This is a genomic window from Candidatus Liberibacter asiaticus (assembly GCF_000590865.3).
Lineage (GTDB): Bacteria > Pseudomonadota > Alphaproteobacteria > Rhizobiales > Rhizobiaceae > Liberibacter > Liberibacter asiaticus.
This window is the reverse complement of record NZ_CP010804.2, coordinates 607,323-631,009: the sequence shown is the minus strand read 5'-3', so window position 1 is coordinate 631,009 and position 23,687 is coordinate 607,323. Positions and strand designations below refer to the sequence as shown.

Genomic DNA, 23,687 nt, shown 5'->3' with positions numbered 1-23,687 from the left:
CTCTTTTGCCAAATCTTATAAAAAATTTCATTTTATGTGCTTTTAAAATTCGCATTTTCTCTAAAAAAGGATATTTTGCATGCGTTTAGGTGGACAAATTGCCGCAGCTATTGAGATTCTAAAAGATATTAGAACTCACAAGAAACCCATAACAAATTCATTAAAAGATTGGGGCATGTCTCATCGTTTTGCTGGTTCTAGCGACCGTGCATCAATTAGCAATATTGTTCATGATGTCCTTAGAAAATATCTTTCTAGCGCCTACATAATGGATAGTGATGATCCTGAATCCCTAGTATACGCAGTAATAATGAAAGACTGGGATATTCCATGGGAAAAAATGTTGTCCATGTTGAAAGAAGATCTCTTTTCCCCTCCTCTTCCCAAAGAATCAGTCATCAAATCCTTTCATTCTCGTCAATTAGAAAATGCACCTTTACATATTCAAGGCAACATTCCGCAATGGTTACAATCGTCTTTTCAATCATATTTCAAAGACACTTGGCTAAAAGAAGCAAAATCATTATCTATGCGTGCTCCCTTAGATTTACGCACTAATACACTCAAAGTTAACCGTTGCAAATTATTCAAAAATCTTTGCCATTATGGCGTACACCACTCTTCTATATCTCGATTCGGATTGCGAATACCCGCAACAAAAGGAAAATCACGTTTGCCCAATGTCATGAATGACATTACATTTCAACGCGGATGGTTTGAAATACAAGACGAAGGATCACAAATTGTCTCAAATCTCACAGCAATTACAAACAGTTCACAAATTTTAGATTTTTGTGCTGGAGGAGGAGGAAAGACACTGGCATTATCAATGCTATTAAACAATAAAGGTCAAATCCATGCATGGGATAACAACAAAAGTAGAATGGCTCCTATTGTAGCCCGCATCAAACGTGCTGGTATCCACAACGTACAGTTACACAGTTCCTGGGAATCATTACGCAATCTACAAGAACATTTTACAACAGTGTTGGTTGATGCACCATGTTCAGGGACAGGAACATGGCGAAGACGTCCAGATATAAAATGGCGACTATCACAAAAAAACCTTATAGAAAGAACTGAAGAACAGAAAAAAATTCTAGAGGAATCAGCACAATTCGTGCGACCCGAAGGTTATCTTGTTTATATTACTTGTTCTATTCTTCCCGAAGAAAATATTCAGCAAATCAATTATTTTTTATCAAAGAACCCTCATTTTAGTATAGATTCTATCATTGATGATTGGAACCAACTGTATGATTTAAAAAACCACCCATCGCTTTTTATTGAAAACGGGTGTTGTGTTCTAACGCCTTTTCTAACAAATACAGATGGATTTTTCTTTTGTAGACTTAAACGCCATACTTAAGACAAATATCCTTGGGTACTCAATAAAAAAATACCTCTCTTAGAAATCTAATTTCTATGCAATAACTATATGAAATATATTTATAATTACCTATAATTATATCTCCTTCTTTTTGCGATATAATTATCTCTACTTTCCATAGATACATGCAATGTATGCACAGGCAATGTGACATATGATGTGGGTATAATGAATCCAATGCATCGTAAACTTATCGTATCTCTTTTGGAAACAACAATGAAAAAAAATTTATTTATGTATTTTATTACCATTATTAGCATCGTATTTACTCTTCCATCACACGCATTAAGCATTGTACCGAACGTAAGTCTAGAAAAGGTATTACAAAATTATGCTACTATCGCACACGCCAAATATGAAGATGCTCTAATGTGTGCTCGTACATTAGATAGCGCTATTGAAACCCTCGTTACCACTCCTAATAAGAAAAATCTTGAAAACGCTCGTCTTCAATGGATCAGAGCCCGAATCCCATATCAACAATCTGAAGTATATCGTTTTGGAAATAAAATCGTCGATACATGGGATAAAAAGGTCAATGCTTGGCCTCTAGATGAAGGATTTATAGATTATGTTGATAGTTCATACGGAAAGGAAAATGAGGAAAATAACCTGTATACAGCCAATATCATCGCCAATTCAAAAATTATCGTCAACGAAAAAGAAATAGATCTATCCATTATTTCCCCAGATTTACTTAGAAAGTTACATAGAGCCAATGGTATCGATACCAATATTACCACCGGCTATCATGTGATAGAATTTCTCTTATGGGGACAAGACTTAAAAACAAATGTTCGCGAACCAGGAAACAGACCATATACCGATTTTGATATAGGAAATTGTACTGGTGGTCATTGCCGCAGACGCGTAGAATATCTCAAGGTCGTTTCAAAGATACTAGTATCAGATCTAGAAGAAATGATGAAAGCTTGGGGACCAGATGGACAGGCAACTAAAGACCTCATGAAAGATATAAACGCAGGATTGAATTCTATAATCACCGGCATGACATCCCTTTCTTATAATGAATTAGCAGGAGAACGTATGAATCTAGGACTCATACTACACGATCCTGAACAAGAAATTGATTGTTTTTCAGATAATACATATGCATCGTATTTGAACGATGTTATCGGTATAATTTCCAGTTATACAGGGGAATACATACGCATGAATGGAGAAAAAATTCATGGAGCATCTATACACGATCTTATAAGTCATAATAACAGAAATTTAGCCCAAGAAATAAACGACAAATTTTCTAATACTATGAAGGATTTTCATATTCTCAAAGACCGTGCAGAAAATATTGAGTCTTTTGATCAAATGATCAGCGAAAACAACCCTGAAGGGAATAAAATAGTTCGCAATCTCATAAACGATCTTATTACACAAACAGAATCATTGAGAAAAATACGCATAGCATTAGATCTCATAGAGCCAAATAGAGTTATAGGAAATGTTCCGTAGAAAAAATAATTATAAGAAATTATAGCATAATTAATGGCAATTGAGTGTTCTTATTGATATAATGTATCACACAAAAGATGATTCACTATAATTTTGATTATTGGAAATATTAAAAATTATTACTTTTACTATTGCTTCCAAATATTTTTTAGGCAATATAACCTCTTGATGTTCTTTATTTCAAAGAACATGACGAGCGGGTGTAGCTCAGGGGTAGAGCACAACCTTGCCAAGGTTGGGGCCGAGGGTTCGAATCCCTTCGCCCGCTCCAAGATTAGTTTTCTTCCATAGGATTTTAGGAAGTATTTTTGGATATGTCGGCCGTTATTTTTTGAGATAATGGTCGGACAATCTTTCCTTGGAGAATAAATAAATACAAGGTTCATCAAGAATGTGAAAATATGTCAACATTCTCCCAACCCAACAGATCTAACTCAGCTCTGTCCATTAAAAAATTGCAACAAGAAGTAGCTAAATCCGAACGCCCTAAACGCTGAAGTTTTTCTGTAAACTGCAAACGCAGTGCATGTAAATGAACTACATCTGAAGCAGCATACTGAAGTTGTTCATCAGATAAATCATCTGCGCTCCAGTCAGATGATTGTTGTGCTTTCGAGATATTTATTCCCAGTAATTCTTTCAAATTATCTTTAAGACCATGTTGGTTTGTATAGGTTCTAGTCAATCGTGAGGCAATTTTAGTACAAAAAACTGGTCTTACTCTCACTCCAAAAGTATAGAATAATACGGCAATATCAAAACGACCGTAATGAAAAATTTTTTCTCTTTTTTCATCAACAAGCATTCCGACAAGATTAGGAGCGTTTTTTTGCCCAGCAGCAATCCGAATAATATCAACAGTTCCATCCCCTGGAGATAGCTGTACGATACATAAACGATCTCGACGTGGCATTAAACCAAGTGTCTCCGTATCAACTGCAATAGCATCAACATATCTTGCAGCACATTCAGCGGGGATGTCTCCTTCATGTACACGTATAGTTGTCATAGTATAATATTTCTCCTGTACTCAAATTATAGCCACCAAAACCCATATTGAAATCATTCCTCATTATGCAAAGAAAACTGAGGATCACTCCTTCTTCACATTAATTTTTCCTTGCAATCAAGCATATCTACGAAAATAAAAAAATTTATGGCAAAGTAGCATTTTGTAACCCCAATAAATATGAAAATTTTCCAATTATGACATCTTTTACTGAATTCTTATTCAAAATGCTCCTTGCAGTTATGAAATTACCTCCTTATATGTACTTGAGTAGTCGCATTTGTCTTGCGATCGTTCATTGTATTTTTACTAGGAGCTGTCAATGGAACGCTCTAAAGGGGTCCAAACAGCTTGCTTAAAGGAGAAAAGAACCATGTCAAAAGTCATAGGAATTGACCTCGGCACAACTAATTCATGCGTTGCTATTATGGATGGAAAAAATGTGCGAGTAATTGAAAATACTGAAGGAACTCGCACCACTCCTTCTATGGTAGGATTTACTGATGAAGGAGAAAGACTCGTAGGACAGCCTGCAAAACGTCAAGCTGTAACTAATCCTTCTAATACAATATTTGCAGCAAAACGCCTTATAGGAAGACGTTTTAATGATTCTACTGTAGCAAAGGATGCGAGTTTAGTACCCTTTAAAATTGTTGAAGGAAAAGGTGGGGATGCTTGGATCGAAGCACAGGGAAAACAGTATTCGCCATCTCAAATATCGGCAATTGTCCTGCAAAAAATGAAAGAAACCGCTGAGAGTTTTCTTGGAGAAACCGTTAGCAAAGCCGTTATCACCGTACCAGCATACTTTAATGACGCTCAACGACAAGCCACGAAAGACGCAGGTCGTATAGCAGGACTTGATGTATTGCGCATTATTAACGAACCTACAGCCGCTGCTCTTGCATATGGATTAGACAAAAAAGATGCAAGAACCGTCATAGTATTTGACTTTGGTGGCGGAACTTTCGACGTTTCACTCCTCGAAATGGGAGATGGTGTATTCGAAGTAAAAGCCACAAATGGAGATACATTTCTCGGTGGAGAAGACTTTGATTCATGCCTTGTAGAACACATTTGCGATACCTTTAAAAAAGAAAATGGCATAGACTTAAAACAAGATACTCTTGCATTACAGCGCTTAAAGGAAGCCGCAGAAAAGGCAAAAATTGAATTATCTTCGACATCACAAACAGAAATTAATCTGCCTTTTATTTCTGCAAATAGTGCCGGCGCACAGCATCTCAACATGAAACTAACGCGCGCCCAGTTTGAACGTTTAGTAAATCACTTGATACAAAAAACTGTTGAGCCATGTAAGAAATGTTTACAAGATGCAGGATTATCTCCTAGCGATATTGATGAAGTCGTATTAGTTGGTGGTATGACACGCATGCCAAAGATTCAACAGTCTGTTCAAGATTTCTTCAATAAATCTCCTAGCAAAGGTGTTAATCCAGATGAAGTCGTTGCTATGGGAGCGGCTATACAAGCAGGAGTTCTTCAGGGAGATGTAAAAGACCTACTTCTATTGGATGTCACCCCTCTTTCTCTTGGTATTGAAACGTTGGGAGGAGTATTTACCTCTATTATTGATCGTAATAGTACAATTCCTACTAAAAAATCCCAAGTATTCTCAACAGCCGCCGACAATCAATCAGCAGTTAGCATCCGCATTGGCCAAGGCGAAAGAAAAATGTTCGCTGATAATAAATTATTAGGTCAATTTGATTTGGTTGGTATTCCCCCTGCTCCTAAAGGAACGCCACAGATAGAAGTCGCGTTTGATATTGATGCAAACGGGATAGTCCAAGTATCTGCCCTAGATAAAGGAACAGGCAAGGCACAGCAAATCAGCATTCAAGCTTCAGGTGGCTTATCTTCTGAAGATATTGAGAAGATGGTTAAAGATGCAGAAATGAATGCCGAAATGGACAAAAAACGTCGTGAAGCCGTTGAAACAAAAAATCATGCTGAAAGTTTGATATACTCAACGGAACAATCTTTGAGAGAACATGGCGATAAAATTGCTGAAGCAGAACAAAAGTCTATTCGAGAATCGATTGATGCGCTACGGACACTTCTTAATGATGCAGATCCTGACGAGTCCAAAATCAAAGAAGCTACTCAAAAGCTCATGGAGGTATCTATGAATCTTGGAAAAGCTATTTATGAGGCACAAGCGAAAAAAGATGCGGCAGCAGATACAGCAACAGCAGATACTACTGCAAAAACAGATGTGAAGGATGATGTAGTAGATGCCGATTATGAAGAAATTAAGGATGATGAAAAGGACAAGAAAAAAACTTAGTATTTTTCTTAGTCGTACATAACACTATCAGGGGAAATCCGGTTGTTTTCATACGACCGGATTTCCATCATCGGAGGATAAATTTAGCATGAAAAAAGCTGATTTCTATCAAGTGCTGGGCATAGATCGCAATGCCACTGATCGACAACTTAAGACTGCTTTTCGATCTCTAGCAATGAAATATCATCCTGATCAGAATCGGAATGATCCTGAAGCAAAAGAAAAATTTGCACAAATAAGCGAAGCCTATGAAGTGCTGCGTGATCCTCAAAAACGTGCTCTTTATGACCAAGGTGGTCACGAAGCTCTTGAATACGGCGCACAATCACAGGGAGCTGGAGGATTCGGAGCAGGTATGTATGGAAACTCGGATTTTTCGGAACTTTTCGAAGGTATCTTCGGTGGAATAATGGGCTCCGGACGCAGTTACAAGCGCAGTTCATCGACAGGAGAAGCTGGAGCAGACCTCCGTTATAATCTAGAAATCTCTCTTGAAGAAGCATTTTCTGGAAAAACAGTACAAATTCGCTTCCCTACTGCTGTCAAATGCAGTACTTGCTCTGGATCTGGAGCTAAACCTGGCACTAATCCAATGGATTGCAATATTTGCAATGGATCTGGACGTGTTTATACAACAGCTCAAAGTTTTTTTTCCATTGAACGTGCATGTAGCACCTGCCGAGGATCTGGACAGATTATCCCGCATCCCTGCTCTAAGTGCCATGGCCAAGGTCGCGTATCAGAAGAAAAACTCTTGTCTGTCAATGTTCCTCCAGGCGTTGATGATGGGACACGTATCAGATTATCTGGTGAAGGTGGCGCAGGCGTCTATGGAGGAGCTCCAGGGGATTTATATATCTTTATCTCCGTCAAAAAACATCAATTTTTCAAAAGAGATGGAGCTGATTTATATTGCACAGTCCCTATTTCCATAGTCACTGTTGCGATGGGAGGTACTTTTGACGTAGCAACACTCGACGCCACACATTCGCGTGTTACCATCCCCGAAGGGACTCAAACGGGCAAACAGTTTCGCTTAAAAGGCAAGGGAATGCCAGTAATTAATTCCGGACGTAAAGGAGATCTCTACGTTCAGGTTCAAGTAGAAACACCGCAAAAATTAAATAAGCGTCAACGTGAATTATTAGAAGAATTTGAACAAATATCTTCACAAGATAATAATCCGCAGTCCACAGGTTTTTTTGCACGAATGAAGGATTTTTTTGATTCCCTGAAAAATTAATCATAATAGCAAAACCAAACATAAATTTTTTGAAAATAAAGCCCCTGATCGTAATCAAAATCTTTTAATTTCAATAAGGAGGAGACCTGAATAAAAAAATAAGTTCAATACTTTGTATATTTGAAGATAAGAAACAGTGGTAATAAAAAGAAAATTTTAGCCACAATAAGGTGACTATTCGAGCGATTGACAATGCACAGGAGGCACCTTTGGGTATGAACCAACGACTGCAACAAATACAATAATATTATCATTATTGACATACCACTGTGCCTTCTGGACCTAAATGCTAGTCATTCACTCAGCACACGCATTTTGCCATTGGTGAGAATTAAGATATCATCATACCTTCCCTCAATGGTGTTAAAGTACGTCACCATTTGAACAGAACTAGGATATCTGTAGATAAAAAGTTGGTAGTACTGCTCGAGATATCCCCGCGAATTTCCTATAATACCAGCAGAAAAGATCATTGTTACGGTAATAATATCGGTTGATCTAGTAATGATTAGCAGCATGTTTTTTCAAGTTTTCGCCCGTGCTCTTTACCTAATTCAAATGTTTCAATCCAATCCTGAATAGCTGTTTTTTCCATCATTACAACAGAAATACCGTATCCTTCGCCCATGACGAGCGAAGATATTTCTATCAGAGATAAACAATTTTTTATCAGGAATTAAAAAGTATCATCAACCTAAGAATGTTATAGTGACTCGTTACTTATTTTAGGGAGTACGTGAATCTCATTCAAAATGAGTAATAGCGTGATAACGACTGCAGAGTATCACCTTTGAAATGATGGGTAGTTGTATCTGCTCGAGAATAACTGTTTGCATTCACAAAGTAGATGATTCCGATATTTTCGCCGGTAGAGGCGGCAATCATCAAATTGCGTGGTTGGCAGTATGGCGAAGAATTTATGTTGCGAACCTACTCAGGAGAATCGCTGAGTGCAGGATAGAAATACATATTATCTTCTCTCTCAGTCTCCGCTCCTACCAGCTGTGAATAGAAAGGAAATCTGGCCCTAGAAAGCTAGGTATTCACTCGTATCATAATAAAACCAGCCCAATGCTGGCTGATTTGGTATTACAACCCACGATCGGAAATCATAATGGCAAACAATACTGAAGAATATCTTGATCGGCTTATTGATACTCACAAGGATAGTCCTTTATAGCATTTGCCATACTGAAAAAATTTAGGAATATCCATCGCTGTGACAAGACTTCGGAAGAAAAATACGTGCGCTTGCTTAAGCAAGAGTTTGACAAGTTACTACGCAAGGAAACTGATTTTTAAATTACTTGATATCGAGATTTCGCATTTCCGGGGCTTTACTGAAATCCAAAAGATCGAGTTTGCAGACCATTTGACTATTGTCAATGGACAGAATGGTTATGGTAAAAGTAGTCTTTCTGAAGCGATAGAATGGCTTTTTTATGGATATACACAACGTCGCAAGCATGGGGATAGTATAAAAAAGAGGAGTATAAAAACTCCTATGCCAATGTGCATGGCGGTTCCCCGGTGCAAATATCAGCTAAAATAGAATTTCTCGATGGGCAAAAATACACAATCGCTCGGCAGATGCACGAGAAAGGTGAAGGGTCTTTTACGCTGATCGATGACATACCTAGCGGTAATGATTTTAAAACCATCGGTGCTCAGTCACTTGAATTTTTCTACCCTGTCGTAGCTCAAAAAGAGTTACAATCTTTTATTCATATAACGCCCAAAAATAGGCGTGATAAACTCAGTGATATACTGGGCTTCGGAGAAATGACCTCGCTGAAGACTGCTTTAAGGGAATTACAACAATCCTTGCAATCAAGGAAGCCCAATATGGTTTCCGCAGCTATGGATCCATTAAAGAAATGTGTTGGTACTAGATAATCAGAAAAGTGCTAAGGCTTTACACGAGCGTTGGTCACAGGGGAAATTCAATTATGATCAGGACCGAATAGATATAATAAGAATTGCTAGCTCTCTTCTGGAAATACAGATCAATACGAAAATGGAATTAACAGAATTAGAAAAATCGCTCTCTATAGTGCTACATGAAAAAAAAGAAAATTTTTGATAGTAGCAAAATTAGCTTCAGCTCGGGAGCAGATATAGACCTGCTTGCGTCTAGGTGGCAGAATTCCTCAAAAAAACTTAAAATTGTAAAAGACGCAATAGATTATGTATTGGACACACAAAGAGAGGCATTAAATGCAGAAATACTAAAATTTTGGAAAAGGGTCTGCAACTAGGCGCCCTATGTGCGAAGATCTAACGACGCCTACGCAACCTAAGAAAGACGAGTTCAACAGCGAATCTATGACAACGCCACGGTGATACGAAAGAACGAGAAACTTAAAGAGGCTTGCGATGTTGCCACTGATTCAATCCGGTCTTTTTTCATGCAAGCAAAACCATATATCTTACCTGCACTCTCCAAAGAAGAACAAAAATCGCTCAAATATTTTTTCCTGCCCGAGAACACGTTATGCCAGAAATTCTTTAATGCTTTTGATCGGCACGCTACTGCAGGCATAGAAATCAAAAAAACTATGAATGCTACTTTGCAATTTTTGCAGAAGGTACCGACGGCAGATCCTCAAGCGGTAGAATACGAGAAACCATACTCCACGGTTATTGCCAATCTGACTGATTCCCATCAAAAGTACGCAACAAACATCGCTACCTATATGCCTATTGGGGAAGAGTTTGCACACAGCCTTTCTGCGCGCATTGCCTCTTCTGAAAACGCGCAAGTTATTGAAGCCCTGTACGATATTGTTAAAAACCGTAATGATATCATGTTGCTAACAAAGTATGGAGAATCACTGCAAATCCTACGGCGCCTAACGCAGGAAACCGAAAAACATATCAATAACTTACAGGATAAGATTCTACAAGATCGCGCAAAGGAAATAAAACATTGGTATGATACCCTCATCCCTCATCCTGATGATTCAAGCCCTAATTCAGGAGTAAGTTTTGACATTATGGAACCTGGACATGAGAAAACAAATATATATGCCTTGAGCTACGGTGAGCAGATGTCAGCACCGGCAAACCTCAGTGAGTGTCAGCTTAATTGCTTGGGCTTAGCGGTATGGGGCTCATGTGCGCCACTTCTCAACAATCACCATTTGGCTTTATCGTTTTCGATAATCCAATTCAATCGATGGATGATAACCACACTGAAAGTTTTATAGTGACGGTACTGAAAAAACTCATCCGTAAACACGGTAAGCAAGTAATCGTGCTTTCTCATGATAAAATTTTTACCAATATGTATGCATGCACTATGATTTTACTCCTCCTTCAAAAAAATCAAAAGGGGCGCAAGTGAAAGAAAATCTCGGTTTACAAAAAGATCTCAACCATATTCGGCAGATAATAAACGAAGGGGATTTCAAAAGTGCAGCTGTGAAAATGCGTATCCTTGTAGAGAGCTTCTTACGAAAGTTATCTGAGAAGGAGAGCATATCTATCCCCGGCAGTATAAAGGCGCGAAAAAATTGCTGGAATTTATCTACAAGCACAGGTGCATACCTGAGGATAAGAGGAGCGTAGAAGCTTACAGGATACCCTTACTTTGTTAAACTCAGCTGCTCATGATAATCCCGAGAATTTATCTATGACAGAAAATTATGTCATCCCCCATTATGGTGTCTTGAAGGAAATTATTAGTCGCCACAAATTTTCAAAATAAAGTTGCAAATCCCATCTCAATTTAGCGACGTCACTAAGTTGCAAACATCATAGAATATCTAGCAGGTACAACCTACCCTTCCTAGGAATAATCCATTTTAGATATCACATTGCGACGACAGAAATTAACGCACAGCCTGTAGAAAGACAAAACAACTATACAACACATATTCAGCGCCCCTTCGGAATCGCATTGTTGGGTTTTTCTAGACTGTCCATCAAACAAGCATTAGGTCATACAATCAATGAATGGCGGAGAGAGGGGGATTCGAACCCCCGATACCGTTAGGTACTCCGCATTTCGAGTGCGGTACATTCGACCACTCTGCCATCTCTCCACTAAATGTAAGCAAATACACCTTGAATATCATACTTTCCTTGACATAGAATGAAGGTTTGGTTAGCTACTATATTAGTATAAACTGGCAAATTCTAAAAACAGAATGTCATGATTATTGCTTAACTGCAACGGATAATTTAGTCTTCTCTAGTATTTGTTGATTGTGCTGATGCAAAAATTGCACGATATTCAGTTTTATTTGCAGATGAAAGGAAAGACGTTATGTTTGCAATTATAGAACATGGGGGAAAACAGAGTCGCGTATCTGCGACCGATACTATTACAGTAGAAAAGATTGTTGCTAAGGACGGTGATAATATACGATTTGATAATGTTCTCGCAGTCGGGAAGGATGAACATCTTTCGGTAGGAACACCTCGCGTAGAAGGAGCTTATGTCGAAGCCGAAGTGGTCAAACAACTTCGTACGAAAAAGGTTGTTGTTTTCAAGAAACGCCGTCGACAGAATTACAGGCGAACCCATGGACATCGCCAAGAAATGACAGTCGTACGCATTACTAGCATTGTGACTTAATAAAGTAAGGTGTTTTGAGAAATATTAAAGCTCTATAGGAAGATATAATGGCACATAAAAAATCCGGTGGATCAACACAAAATGGAAGAGACTCTGCAGGACAACGACTTGGTTTAAAAAAATCTGGTGGACAGTCCGTCATAGCAGGAAACATAATTATACGTCAGCGTGGAACACGTTATCACCCAGGCTTGAATGTCGGTCTAGGGAAAGATCATACTATTTATGCACTCGTTGATGGACATGTGCGATTTTTTAAAAAATTTTCAAAAGGAAGAGCATATGTATCTGTGATTCCAAAGATAGAAGACACTCAGTAATCAAAAGCTCCTTCTATTTTGATTGGTAATATATTTAAACACTTCCACGATTTACACTTATAAAGGAAGCGTTCTCCAACGGGGTTTATCGTATTTGTTTTTTAAAATCATTGGTCTTCGAAAGAGAGGGAAAACTGCGCCTGTGTTGTTTCGAAGATTTCTATGAAAAATTAATGAGTTATAAGAGTATACAATTGTTATAATCCTAGCAGGATTCAATGAAATTTCTAGATGAAGCAAAAGTTTATATTAGATCAGGAGATGGAGGTGCTGGGGGCATTTCTTTTCGACGTGAAAAATTTATTGAGTTTGGCGGACCAGATGGTGGATCAGGTGGACGTGGTGGAGACGTATGGATTCAAGCCACTAGCAATCTCAATACTTTGATAGATTTTCGCTATCAACAGCATTTTAAAGCACAACATGGCGAAAAAGGCATGAAACGAAACCGTAGCGGTGCAAAAGGCGAAGATGTCGTACTTACTGTTCCTGTCGGAACACAGGTATTCGAGGAAGATGGAATTAGCCTTATTTGTGATCTCGATCAAGAAGGGCAACGTATTATATTAGCACCTGGTGGTAATGGCGGTTTTGGCAACGCTCACTTCAAATCATCTACTAATCAGGCACCTTATTATGCCAATCCTGGCATCCTTGGACAAGAAAAAATTATTTGGCTTAAATTGAAACTAATTGCTGATATTGGAATTATTGGTCTCCCTAACGCAGGGAAATCGACTTTTTTAGCCTCGGTAACAAGAGCAAAGCCTAAAATTGCTGATTATCCGTTTACTACCTTGTATCCTAACTTAGGAATCGTAAAAGAAGGATATAAAGAATTTATATTGGCAGATATCCCTGGAATCATTAAAAATGCCCATCAAGGTGCAGGCATTGGAGATCGATTTCTAAAGCATACCGAACGCACGCATGTCTTATTGCATATCGTTTCTGCTCTTGAAGAGAATGTCCAAGCGGCGTATCAATGTATCCTAGATGAATTATCCGCTTATAATAGCGAGTTGCGCAAAAAAATAGAAATAGTGGGCCTTTCCCAAATAGATACAGTGGATAGTGATACCCTTGCTAGGAAAAAAAACGAACTTGCCACTCAATGCGGACAGGTACCATTTGAATTTTCATCTATTACAGGACATGGGATACCACAAATATTGGAATGTCTTCATGATAAAATTTTTTCTATCCGAGGAGAAAATGAATTCTAAGAAAGAGAACCTAGAAAGAAATGTAAAGTTTATTGACTACGGACAATGCTTAAACTCTTTATATTTGATCCATTTATAACTTTCTTGCTCAAAACAAATAGTACAACGGAAATTTTTTAGAAAAAAATATTAAACGAGATCATTATACTAATGAAAAACACTTATTTTCCAAGCATAATCAATCTAGACAAATTAGAGTCATAACAATGCAACAATCCCAATCTCTGCAAGATATTATGCGTATGCCAAAAGTAGAACCAGGCATGAAGATAGGGCTATTTGGCGGAAATTTTAATCCTCCGCACCATGGACATATAGAAATAGCTCAAATTGCTATCAAAAAGCTCAACTTAGATCAATTATGGTGGATTATTACTCCTTTTAATTCTGTGAAAAATTATAATCTATCCTCTTCTTTAGAAAAACGTATTTCTTTAAGCCAGTCATTGATCAAAAATCCACGTATCCGCATTACTGCTTTTGAGGCATATCTAAATCACACAGAAACTTTCCATACAATACTGCAAGTTAAAAAACATAATAAATCAGTGAATTTTGTCTGGATTATGGGTGCCGATAATATAAAAAGTTTTCACCAGTGGCACCACTGGAAAAGAATTGTCACGACAGTGCCAATCGCAATCATTGATAGATTTGATGTAACATTTAACTATATATCGTCGCCAATGGCAAAAACATTTGAATATGCTCGATTAGACGAATCACTGAGTCATATCCTATGCACGACTTCCCCACCCTCTTGGTTATTTATTCATGATAGACATCATATCATCAGCTCTACAGCGATTCGAAAAAAAATAATAGAACAAGATAATACGCGTACACTGGGCATATAGTACCGTAAAACAATTCATGGTAACAAACGCTAAGGATGTGAAATCATTGTCGAAAATGTTAGACATTTTTTTTAATGAGCTCGACTTGCTTTCTTTCCCCTATTGCTGATCAACGGCATGCAATCTTACTGAATCAAGCAAAAAATAATCCATCACCAATTATTCGCCAAATTATAGTATACAAAGAGGTATCTGCTGCCTTGTCTGATTCGAGCACCGCTAGGCACTAGATGTAAACATCGAAAGAACTAAGTAAAAATATAGCAAACCAATCTCATATTACCACAAAAATTGTATTTCGGGATTAACTGACCCTGTTACCTAATAAAAATAACACCTTATCGACAAGGCATGAAACAAGTCCACGCATTTTATTTGTATTATAAAAACGATCAATATCTGCTTACCCTAGCCCATATCATGGCCAAGACATGTTCATTCCAATATCAAAAAACCAACCGCATGCCAATGCGTTACTATGCTTTTGGCGCACCCGAAGAGATTCGAACTCCTGACCCCCAGATTCGTAGTCTGGTACTCTATCCAACTGAGCTACGGGCGCTTATACAAGACAAACATTGTCCTTAGAATAGTATAAACGAGATTACAACAAAAGCATATCAGAAATAAAGTAATTTTTCAAAGAAAAGTCATAATTCTCCTAAAAAACAAGGGAATATAATAATTAGAGCAATGTTTAATTATTACCTATGAAATAAATTTACATGGTGATAATCTCTCGATTCAGATCAGATCATCTAACATTAAAAACTACGGTGATGTATCATATAAACGTATGATAAAATACTCTGAATTCTATTGTAAATATTATGATATAAACTGGTGATCAACATATATTCTTCATGCCTAATGCTAACTATTTTATATGCAATGTGAACTTAATATCCAAATTCATCCCCTAAATCCCTTACCTTCCATTGTCAGAAATTCTATCAATCTTTTGCATGTTTTTTGCGAAATTATTCTATATGAGAACTGAATAACAACAATAAAGATTTTAAAAAACGAGGTGTATTTTGAACCATTACTATCAAAAAGAAAGGATCACCTCTTACAGCTACAAAAAATAAAAGCAATAAGAATTATTCAATTCCTAAACCCCTCTTATCTAGAACGATAAATAAGCCGTATTTAAAAATTTTCAAAACAAGCTTCTAATAATTTAATTTGTGTTTGAACATGATTAGGTCCACGCGAAATTTCATCGAAATCTGCCCTATAAATCTCTTGATCCAAAAGGACTATCCGTCTTTGAAGCTGTGAAGAACGCTCTACAAGATTTTTAAAAAAGCACGGAAGCTCAGTCCATCCAGGAACAGTAGAATCTAGACCAGAATAATCAAACTTTATCTTTTCTTTCTCCGACATGACCTGCTCGAGAGTCATATTGCCATCTTCCAAAGCACGTTGTAAAAATAACCAAGAAACCATCTGCATTAAGCGCGTCGTTAAAAGAACCGATTCAGAAGTATATAATTTTGAAATTGCACGAGGTAGCGTCTTCGACAATAAATGCCCTTCTCGGTCAAAATAACAAGAAGTCTCTTCTACAAGAGCAATGCTCTCTTTATAAAGAACCTTCAATCGCATAGAAAAAAGCCTTCTATTCAGACAACTAATTGAACCTGAAACACGATTAGACATAAACCAACCCTTATCTAAAATTTCCTAAAATCCTCCGAGGAGTGAAAATATTAATTCCCGCTTTAGCATAAAAATTAAAATCGATAAAAAGAACCATTGCGTAATACAAGACCACTTTCCATGATTTTTAAATAGCCTTTTATTCTTTTTCCAAAACTATCTGCCATTACTATTTTCTAGAGATTTTTTCCAACAACCTTTTGTTGCTAAACTATTCATATGAGCACGATGCGATAAAACACGTTGTGCTACAACTACATTATCTTGCTTTCCATTCCATGCACGTAGCGCAGATTCTTGTAAAGCACGACCATAGGAAAAACTTAATCTCCACGGGCAATCACCCATAGAATTCATCGCTGACAAACGCGCTGTAGCATCTTGCTCAGACTGTCCTCCAGACAGGAATGCTATACCTTGAACAGCACATGGAACTACGCGTTTAAATATTTTTATAGTGTTGCTTGCAATCTCTTCATCGGATACTTGAGGGGCACTTTTCCCTGGAAGGATCATATTGGATTTCAGTACTAACCCTTCAAAACACACTCTCATAGTATACAATTCATTGAATAGCGTGCGCAATACAAATTCCGTCACTTCAGCACAACGTTCAATTGTATGATCCCCTTCCATAAGCACTTCAGGCTCAACGATAGGAACAAGACCTGCATTCTGACAAAGAACAGCGTAGCGCGCTAATATGTGCATATTAGCCTTAACAACAGTCATACTTGGCAATACATCAGAAACAGAAAGAACAACGCGCCACTTAGCAACACGAGCCCCAGCATCTTTATATTGCTTTAATCTCACATCTAGATCATCCAAACCAACAGTAATATGCTCCCCTGGATATAAAGGATAAGGCTTTAATCCACGATCAACCTTAATCCCAACCAATACACCAGAAGAAGAGATAAGATCTACAAATGATGTACCATCTTGAGCATTCTGATAAAGTGTTTCTTCATAAAGGAGAATACTAGAAATATATTGCATCGCATCTTTTGCTCGAAATAACATTTCTCGATAATCACGCCTAGAATTTTCTGTGGATTCCAAATGGATTGCCTTAAAACGCTTTTGTATCGTAGCATTAGACTCATCCGCAGCAAGAATTCCTTTCCCTGCTTGAAGCATCATGGCAACACTATTTTCAAGATCTTGCATCATTTTCTATTATCTCCATAAAATATTTTCCAAGAAAAAATCCACATATTGAACTCCTATCACAAATAAACGAATACCTTTGGATTTCCAGATACTAAAAACCATCCTGTCCCATCAGCAATGACCAGATAGCGCAACAATCCCAGGTAAATCCTTACCTTCTAACCACTCAAGAAATGCCCCTCCAGCTGTAGAAACATATGTAAATTCATTCGAAATACCCGCATGAGCAAGTGCAGTGATGGTATCCCCCCCTCCTGCAATAGAAATAATTCTTCTTTCTTTTGTTAGTTTGGCTACATAGTGTGCTACTTCAACCGTAGCCCTATCGAAAGGCTCTATTTCAAAAACACCAAGTGGGCCGTTCCACATCACAGTTCTTGCTTGCGCAATAACCTGTTTAATATATTCTACTGTCTTAAAACCAACATCTAATATAATAGAATCCAGAGGCACAGATTGCGCTGAAACAACTTGTGTGGGAATTCCTGTTTTCATTTCTCTAGCAACGACAACATCTCGTGGCACAATAATTTCACAAGCAGATCTTTTAGCTTCCCATGCTATCTGGTGTACATTGTCAGAAAAATCACGTTGACACAACGAGCGACCTACTCCCATGCCCTGTGCTACTAAAAAACTATTGGCCATACCACCACCAATCACCAACTTATCAACTTTTTTTACGAGATTAATGAGCAACGTGATCTTGGTAGAAACCTTAGAGCCTCCCACGATTGCAACTAAAGGTTTTTTAGATTCACTAAAACAACTTTCTAGCATACTAAGCTCTTTTTGCATGGCACGACCAATATAGGAAGGCAATAAATGAGAAAGACCTGTAATAGAAGCATGTGCCCGATGAGAAACAGAAAAGGCATCATTAATATAAAAATCGCCATTTCGCGACAACATCCTTACAAAATCTGGATCATTCCTTTCTTCTTCCGAATAAAAACGAACATTTTCTGCAAGAATAATGCCCCCTTCTGACAAAGAAGCGATTGATTGCGACAAGGTTGAACCAATGCAGTCGTTAACAAAAAGAATATTTTTGTGAAGAATAGACTCCGCGATAGAGACCACTTTAAATAAAGAACAATCTTTATCTGATTTACTTTGAGGACGTCCTAAATGAGAAAAAATAACGACTTTTGCTTTCTTTTCTACAAGCTCAAGAATTGTTGGAACTACACGCTCAATACGAGTAACATCTGCGACTTTTCCATCTATAAATGGAACATTCCAATCAACACGCAACAAACAACGAAGCCCCCTTATATCACGAAGATCATTCATGGTTCTAAGACGACTCATAATTTTAACCTTTCCACTTAAAAATCAGATCATATGACAACTAAAGAGAAATGAACAAAGTTCTATGAGAGATTAGCCATTGCTGATGCGGTATCCAACATACGATTGGAAAAACCCCACTCATTATCATACCAAACCAGTACACGAAGAAGATTCTGAGAAACTACTTTTGTCTGATCAGCTGCAAATATGGATGAATAAGACGTATGATTAAAGTCTACAGAAACCAATGGAAGAGTGACATAGCCCAGAATATTTTTTAAATCTCCTTCGGCAAAATATTTCATCGTTGCATTGATTTCGTCAATATTCACATCACGACTTGTTACACATTTTAAATCCACCATCGATACATTAGGCGTGGGAACTCGAATGGACGAACCGTCTAATTTACCTTTGAGATTCGGCAAAACTAGCTCTACAGCTTTGGCTGCGCCAGTCGAGGTAGGAACCATCGATATAGCTGCTGCTCGTGAACGATAAAGATCACTATGTCCCGCATCTAGAACGTGCTGATCACCTGTATAAGAATGAACAGTCGTCATATATCCTTTTTCAATCCCAAACATTTTATCTAAAACATGGACCACTGGAACCAAACAATTAGTGGTGCAAGAAGCATTGGAAACAACTTTATCCTCTTTATTTAACGATTGATGATTGACACCGTAAACGATAGTCTTTTTGACTCCTTTACACGGCGCAGATACTAAAACACGCTGAGAACCATTAGATAAATGAAGCGAAGCTTTTTCTTGCGTTACAAAAAAACCTGTACATTCCATAGCTACATCAACATCACCCCATGGAAGATCCTGCGGATCGCGAATACTAGTGACTTGTATAGGTCCCAAACCAACATCTATGGTATCGCCTATGATTTTCACCTCTCCTGGAAACCTTCCATGTACCGAATCGTACCGCAATAAATGAGCCATTGTCTCTATAGAATTAAGATCATTAATCGCTACAATTCTCACATCATCGCGTCTTGACTCAACTGCAGCGCGAAGAATACATCGTCCAATACGACCAAAACCATTTATAGCAACTTTGCAAACCATTCTTCTCTTCCTCATACAATATACAAAAGAAACATCTAGAAAAATTAAAACACTACACTGATAGTTTTCTCTCAACCATATCCACAATTGCGATAGCATTAATGCCAAAATGTTGATAGAGGAGATCACACGATCCTGAAGCCCCGAAACCTTGCATTCCAATAAATGATCCATCAGATCCAATGAAAGCATCCCATCCTTGACGTAATCCTGCTTCAATTGCGATCTTGATTGGAGATGAACCTATAATTTGCGCACGATACGAATCTGATTGCTCAAAAAACAATTCAAAACAAGGAACCGATACTACACGAGTAGAAATATTCCGAGATGATAAAATTTCACACGCTTCTACAGCGATTTTTAATTCAGAACCTGAAGAAAAAATTGTGACTTGTGCATTAGGTGTGGAAATATAATCATAAGCTCCTAGAGCACATAAATTATTTGATTCATATTGGGTACGGAGAAAAGGCAAATTTTGTCTAGATAAAGATAATACAGACGGACGGTTTTTTTCCTTAAGAGCTACTTGCCAACATTCTAATGTCTCTATCGAATCCGCAGGTCTCAATACTAGAAGATCAGGAATAGCTCTCAATGCTGCTAAATGTTCTACAGGTTGATGGGTAGGACCATCTTCACCCAAACCTATAGAATCATGTGTCAAAACGTGAATGACTCTTATCCCCATCAAAGATGCTAGCCTTATAGCAGGACGACTATAATCAGAAAATACCATGAAAGTACCTGAATATGGTGCCAATCCCTTGTGCAAGGCTATCCCATTCATTGCGGCAGCCATCGCGTGTTCACGAACACCATAATGTAAATAGCGCCCTGAAAAATCACTCTTCGAAATAGCTTTCATCTGACTAGTTTTTGTACCATTAGAACCAGTAAGATCTGCCGATCCTCCTATAAGTTCTGGCAAACAATCGTTCACTACTTCCAACACAAGCTCAGAAGATTTTCTCGTGGCAATCATTGGCTTGGAATGTTCAAATTTTTTCTTCAAATTTATAAAGGCATTATCAAAACAATCAGGCAATGCATCTGAAAACCGGCGTTCAAATTCCTTTCGAATACTACTTTTCATAGAAGAAAGGCGTTCTTGCCAATCTGCTCTTGTTTGAGAAGAACGTAATCCAGCCAAACGCCATTTCTTCATTATATCATCAGGAATAAAAAAAGGATCTAAATCCCAATTCAGTGCCTTACGAGTAGCTTTTATTTCCTCTTGACCCAATGCAGAACCATGCACTTTATTGGTCCCTGCCCTATTGGGAGATCCAAAACCAATAACTGTTTCACAAGCAATCATCGTTGGTTTGTCAGACAATTGCGCTTTTCTAAGGGTAGAGGTAATAGCATGATGATCATGTCCATTAACAGAAAGAGTATTCCATCCAGAAGCACGGAATCGAGCATACTGATCCGTAGAATCTGCTAAAGAAATAGGACCATCTATCGAAATACCATTATTATCCCAAAGAACGATTAGTTTACTTAATCCAAGATGTCCCGCGAAAGAAATCGCTTCTTGGCTTATACCTTCCATCAGGCAACCATCACCAACCAACACATAGGTATAATGATCGATTAATACATCACCAAATTCTTCTCTCAATTTACGCTCTGCAATAGCCATGCCCACAGCATTGGCAATGCCTTGTCCTAAAGGACCAGTCGTTGCCTCAATACCAGCACACGAACCATACTCGGGATGCCCTGCTGTTTTGGAACCAATAGTTCGAAAATTTTTTATATCCTCAATCGTTACATCTTGGTAGCCTAGCAGATAGAGTAATGCGTAATATAACATAGAGCCATGTCCTGCTGACAAGACAAAACGATCCCGATTTGGCCAATACGGACATTGAGGATCAAAAACCATGCATTGCGTAAAAAGTGCAGTAACAACATCTGCCATTCCCATAGGCAAGCCAGGATGTCCAGAATTAACATTTTCTATAGCATCCATTGACAAGAATCTAATAGCATCCGCCATCTTTTTGTAATCGTCATCATACTTCATCAATACCACATTTCTCCCCCCAACAGGATGCCCCAATCCCCCTCGAAATTGCTCTCAAATATCTTACTGTCAAAAAATACAACATTACAATATGCGAAAATCTACTCTAATTTAATTTCCTCACTCTTCGTTGTACTTTATTTATCACTTTTCTTTAACAAACCATGTTAACTCAATAGAATAATTTGCTCAATAAGAACAGAGCAAATTATGCAATTATTCAAAGATGATTAATGCTTGATCGATAGTGAAAATATTCTTTGCTAACGCTCTATAATATTTTAAAATGAAGCGCATATTTAAAAAAAATTCCAAATAATTAGCTGATGTTAATCCAGAATAACTTGACCTCATGTACAGGAGATAAAATCAAATCTACAGTCGATGAATTAAACTCGATATCCTCTCGTAGACAAAACATCCCCCCATCTTCTGTGATTTCTGATCTAGTCGTGCATCCTCATGAAAAGAAAGAACCCAAAAAGCATCATGAATGAGTTGCTCATTCTCATCGAAATCGTCTACATTATGTGCGCTACGATAAAAATCAGGTGTAAGGATCTTGCATGAATGACCCCACGAGAACATAAAAATCTGATACGCAAAAAAAAAATGATCGCGCGCAATCTACTTTCTCCAGCATATCGCCATATGAAAAGCATTAGCCTCGCAGATCTCGGCGCAAAAAAGATCCCATTGAAAAAAAAAAACCAAAATCGCAACTTTTTATCCTATGCAATCGGAAGTCAATGTAAATATCCTAGTCGACAAAATAGCACACAAAGAATGCTCATTCTGCCTCCCAGCGATTACAGGAAACACAATGATTTTTCGTCAATACGAAAATCCTACTGATCTGGTAAAATCAGCCGTTGGCACTCTATCACCACCATCGTATGCTAAAGAAATGAGCCCAGATCTTATACTGATGCCACTTATTGCTTTTGATCTTAAAGGAAATCGAATAGGATACGGGAGAGGATATTATGACCGAGCTATAGCTGATATACGCCTTGAAGGGAAAAATCCTTATCTCTTGGGTATTGCATTTGATATGCAAGAAACCTCATGCATTCAGGCGGAAGCTACAGATATTCGTCTACATGCGATTCTGACGGAGAGTAGATTTAGTCAATTTAGTACGGAGCATATAGAGAAAGTATGAGACTTTTATTCCTTGGTGACATCGTTGGAAAAACAGGTAGATCTATTGTATATGAGATGCTGCCACGCCTAATTCGGGATTTTCAACTGGACTTCGTAATAGCCAATGGAGAAAACAGCGCCGGCGGTTTTGGTATTACTGAAAAAATATTTTGCGAGATGATGGAAACTGGGATAGATGTAATCACCACAGGAAATCATGTTTGGGATAAACGAGAAGCACTTGTCTTTTCTCAACGTCACTGTAAATTTCTACGCCCAGCAAATTATCCTCCAAATACCCCTGGCAATGGATCTGGATTATATTGCGCGAAAAATGGCTCAAATGTCTTAGTCGCTAATATCATGGGGAGAGTTTTCATGAACCCCCTATTAGATGATCCCTTTAGAACAGCCGATAAAATTTTAGCGACATGCCCTTTAAAAGAACAAGCGGATGTTATAGTCTTTGACTTCCATGCCGAAACAACTAGTGAAAAACAATGTTTTGCGCATTTTGTCGACAGTCGCGCTAGCCTTGTAGTGGGAACCCATACTCATATCCCCACTGCTGATGCTCAAATTCTTGATGGTGGTACTGGTTATATAACTGATCTCGGAATGTGTGGAGACTATAATTCGTCCATCGGTTTAGATAAAGAAGAGCCGATTAATCGTTTCATTACACAAATTCCACGCAATCGTTTCGTTATAGCAAATGGACCCGCAACGTTATGTGGCATCTGCGCTGAGATTTCTGATGTCACTGGGTTGGCAGAGAAGATTGCCCCTATTCGTATTGGACCTCGACTTTCGGAAACACGTCCTGATTTTTGGACATAACAAGAAATATCCCCCTTACTTGAGCTACACGGT

General features: G+C 38.0%; 20 protein-coding genes and 3 tRNA genes. 15 read left to right on the top strand and 8 right to left on the bottom strand.

Annotated features, from left to right (window positions below):
* The first annotated feature begins 79 nt into the window (after window positions 1-79).
* The 3 genes from CD16_RS02850 (at window position 80) to CD16_RS02840 (ending at window position 3,134) form a co-directional block, all read left to right on the top strand.
* The gene (locus CD16_RS02850; RefSeq protein ID WP_015452525.1) at window positions 80-1,369 is read left to right on the top strand and encodes an RsmB/NOP family class I SAM-dependent RNA methyltransferase; all 1,290 of its coding nucleotides are present in this window, start codon (window positions 80-82) and stop codon (window positions 1,367-1,369) included.
* A 237-nt stretch (window positions 1,370-1,606) separates the two neighbouring features.
* Window positions 1,607-2,863, top strand: a complete 1,257-nt coding sequence (locus CD16_RS02845; RefSeq protein ID WP_102134465.1) for an imelysin family protein — start codon at window positions 1,607-1,609, stop codon at window positions 2,861-2,863.
* Window positions 2,864-3,059: 196 nt separating this feature from the next.
* Window positions 3,060-3,134 (top strand) — tRNA-Gly (locus tag CD16_RS02840).
* 114 nt (window positions 3,135-3,248) lie between these two features.
* On the opposite strand, the gene CD16_RS02835 is transcribed toward CD16_RS02840, so the two are convergent.
* Window positions 3,249-3,872, bottom strand: a complete 624-nt coding sequence (locus CD16_RS02835; protein ID WP_015452523.1) for a ribonuclease D — start codon at window positions 3,870-3,872, stop codon at window positions 3,249-3,251.
* 373 nt (window positions 3,873-4,245) lie between these two features.
* On the opposite strand from CD16_RS02835, the gene dnaK reads away from it, so the two are divergent.
* From dnaK to CD16_RS02805, 5 genes are all read left to right on the top strand, one after another.
* Window positions 4,246-6,183 carry a molecular chaperone DnaK gene (dnaK, locus tag CD16_RS02830; protein ID WP_040055319.1) on the top strand — a complete coding sequence of 646 codons (1,938 nt, stop codon included), beginning with the start codon at window positions 4,246-4,248 and terminating at the stop codon, window positions 6,181-6,183.
* An 88-nt stretch (window positions 6,184-6,271) separates the two neighbouring features.
* On the top strand, window positions 6,272-7,426 hold the full coding sequence (gene dnaJ, locus CD16_RS02825; protein ID WP_015452521.1) for a molecular chaperone DnaJ: 1,155 nt from the start codon (window positions 6,272-6,274) through the stop codon (window positions 7,424-7,426).
* Between the two features lie 1,219 nt (window positions 7,427-8,645).
* On the top strand, window positions 8,646-8,978 hold the full coding sequence (locus CD16_RS02820) for an AAA family ATPase (protein WP_015452519.1): 333 nt from the start codon (window positions 8,646-8,648) through the stop codon (window positions 8,976-8,978).
* Complete coding sequence (locus tag CD16_RS02815; RefSeq protein WP_015452518.1) at window positions 8,957-9,322, top strand: hypothetical protein; 366 nt, start codon at window positions 8,957-8,959, stop codon at window positions 9,320-9,322. The genes CD16_RS02820 and CD16_RS02815 overlap by 22 nt, the downstream gene beginning before the upstream one ends.
* A 443-nt stretch (window positions 9,323-9,765) precedes the next feature.
* Window positions 9,766-10,635, top strand: coding sequence for a hypothetical protein (locus tag CD16_RS02805; RefSeq protein ID WP_015452515.1), 870 nt, complete (start codon window positions 9,766-9,768; stop codon window positions 10,633-10,635).
* Between the two features lie 749 nt (window positions 10,636-11,384).
* On the opposite strand, the gene CD16_RS02795 is transcribed toward CD16_RS02805, so the two are convergent.
* Window positions 11,385-11,472 (bottom strand) — tRNA-Ser (locus CD16_RS02795).
* Window positions 11,473-11,696: 224 nt separating this feature from the next.
* Here CD16_RS02795 and rplU point away from each other — a divergent pair.
* From rplU to CD16_RS02775, 4 genes are all read left to right on the top strand, one after another.
* The gene (gene rplU / locus CD16_RS02790) at window positions 11,697-12,008 is read left to right on the top strand and encodes a 50S ribosomal protein L21 (RefSeq protein ID WP_015452513.1); all 312 of its coding nucleotides are present in this window, start codon (window positions 11,697-11,699) and stop codon (window positions 12,006-12,008) included.
* Between the two features lie 47 nt (window positions 12,009-12,055).
* A complete protein-coding gene (rpmA, locus tag CD16_RS02785) occupies window positions 12,056-12,328 on the top strand; it encodes a 50S ribosomal protein L27 (RefSeq protein ID WP_015452512.1) in 273 nt (90 codons plus the stop codon).
* A gap of 218 nt (window positions 12,329-12,546) precedes the next feature.
* Window positions 12,547-13,554 carry a GTPase ObgE gene (gene obgE / locus CD16_RS02780; protein ID WP_015452511.1) on the top strand — a complete coding sequence of 336 codons (1,008 nt, stop codon included), beginning with the start codon at window positions 12,547-12,549 and terminating at the stop codon, window positions 13,552-13,554.
* Between the two features lie 206 nt (window positions 13,555-13,760).
* Window positions 13,761-14,411, top strand: a complete 651-nt coding sequence (locus CD16_RS02775) for a nicotinate-nucleotide adenylyltransferase (protein WP_015452510.1) — start codon at window positions 13,761-13,763, stop codon at window positions 14,409-14,411.
* A gap of 485 nt (window positions 14,412-14,896) precedes the next feature.
* Here CD16_RS02775 and CD16_RS02770 read toward each other — a convergent pair.
* From CD16_RS02770 to tkt, 6 genes are all read right to left on the bottom strand, one after another.
* Window positions 14,897-14,973: transfer RNA gene (locus CD16_RS02770), tRNA-Arg, on the bottom strand.
* A 590-nt stretch (window positions 14,974-15,563) separates the two neighbouring features.
* Window positions 15,564-16,076: a DUF1465 family protein gene (locus tag CD16_RS02765; protein ID WP_015452509.1), complete on the bottom strand. Its 513-nt coding sequence runs from the start codon at window positions 16,074-16,076 to the stop codon at window positions 15,564-15,566.
* A 156-nt stretch (window positions 16,077-16,232) separates the two neighbouring features.
* The gene (locus tag CD16_RS02760; protein ID WP_015452507.1) at window positions 16,233-17,252 is read right to left on the bottom strand and encodes a class I fructose-bisphosphate aldolase; all 1,020 of its coding nucleotides are present in this window, start codon (window positions 17,250-17,252) and stop codon (window positions 16,233-16,235) included.
* A 111-nt stretch (window positions 17,253-17,363) separates the two neighbouring features.
* Window positions 17,364-18,566, bottom strand: coding sequence for a phosphoglycerate kinase (locus tag CD16_RS02755; protein ID WP_015452506.1), 1,203 nt, complete (start codon window positions 18,564-18,566; stop codon window positions 17,364-17,366).
* A 62-nt stretch (window positions 18,567-18,628) separates the two neighbouring features.
* The gene (gap, locus tag CD16_RS02750; protein WP_015452505.1) at window positions 18,629-19,630 is read right to left on the bottom strand and encodes a type I glyceraldehyde-3-phosphate dehydrogenase; all 1,002 of its coding nucleotides are present in this window, start codon (window positions 19,628-19,630) and stop codon (window positions 18,629-18,631) included.
* 52 nt (window positions 19,631-19,682) lie between these two features.
* Window positions 19,683-21,668, bottom strand: coding sequence for a transketolase (gene tkt / locus CD16_RS02745; protein WP_015452504.1), 1,986 nt, complete (start codon window positions 21,666-21,668; stop codon window positions 19,683-19,685).
* 326 nt (window positions 21,669-21,994) lie between these two features.
* On the opposite strand from tkt, the gene CD16_RS05755 reads away from it, so the two are divergent.
* The 3 genes from CD16_RS05755 (at window position 21,995) to CD16_RS02735 (ending at window position 23,654) form a co-directional block, all read left to right on the top strand.
* Window positions 21,995-22,165, top strand: coding sequence for a hypothetical protein (locus CD16_RS05755; protein ID WP_015452503.1), 171 nt, complete (start codon window positions 21,995-21,997; stop codon window positions 22,163-22,165).
* Window positions 22,166-22,401: 236 nt separating this feature from the next.
* A complete protein-coding gene (locus tag CD16_RS02740; protein ID WP_244392104.1) occupies window positions 22,402-22,833 on the top strand; it encodes a 5-formyltetrahydrofolate cyclo-ligase in 432 nt (143 codons plus the stop codon).
* On the top strand, window positions 22,830-23,654 hold the full coding sequence (locus CD16_RS02735; protein ID WP_015452501.1) for a TIGR00282 family metallophosphoesterase: 825 nt from the start codon (window positions 22,830-22,832) through the stop codon (window positions 23,652-23,654). The genes CD16_RS02740 and CD16_RS02735 overlap by 4 nt, the downstream gene beginning before the upstream one ends.
* The last annotated feature ends 33 nt before the right edge of the window (window positions 23,655-23,687 follow it).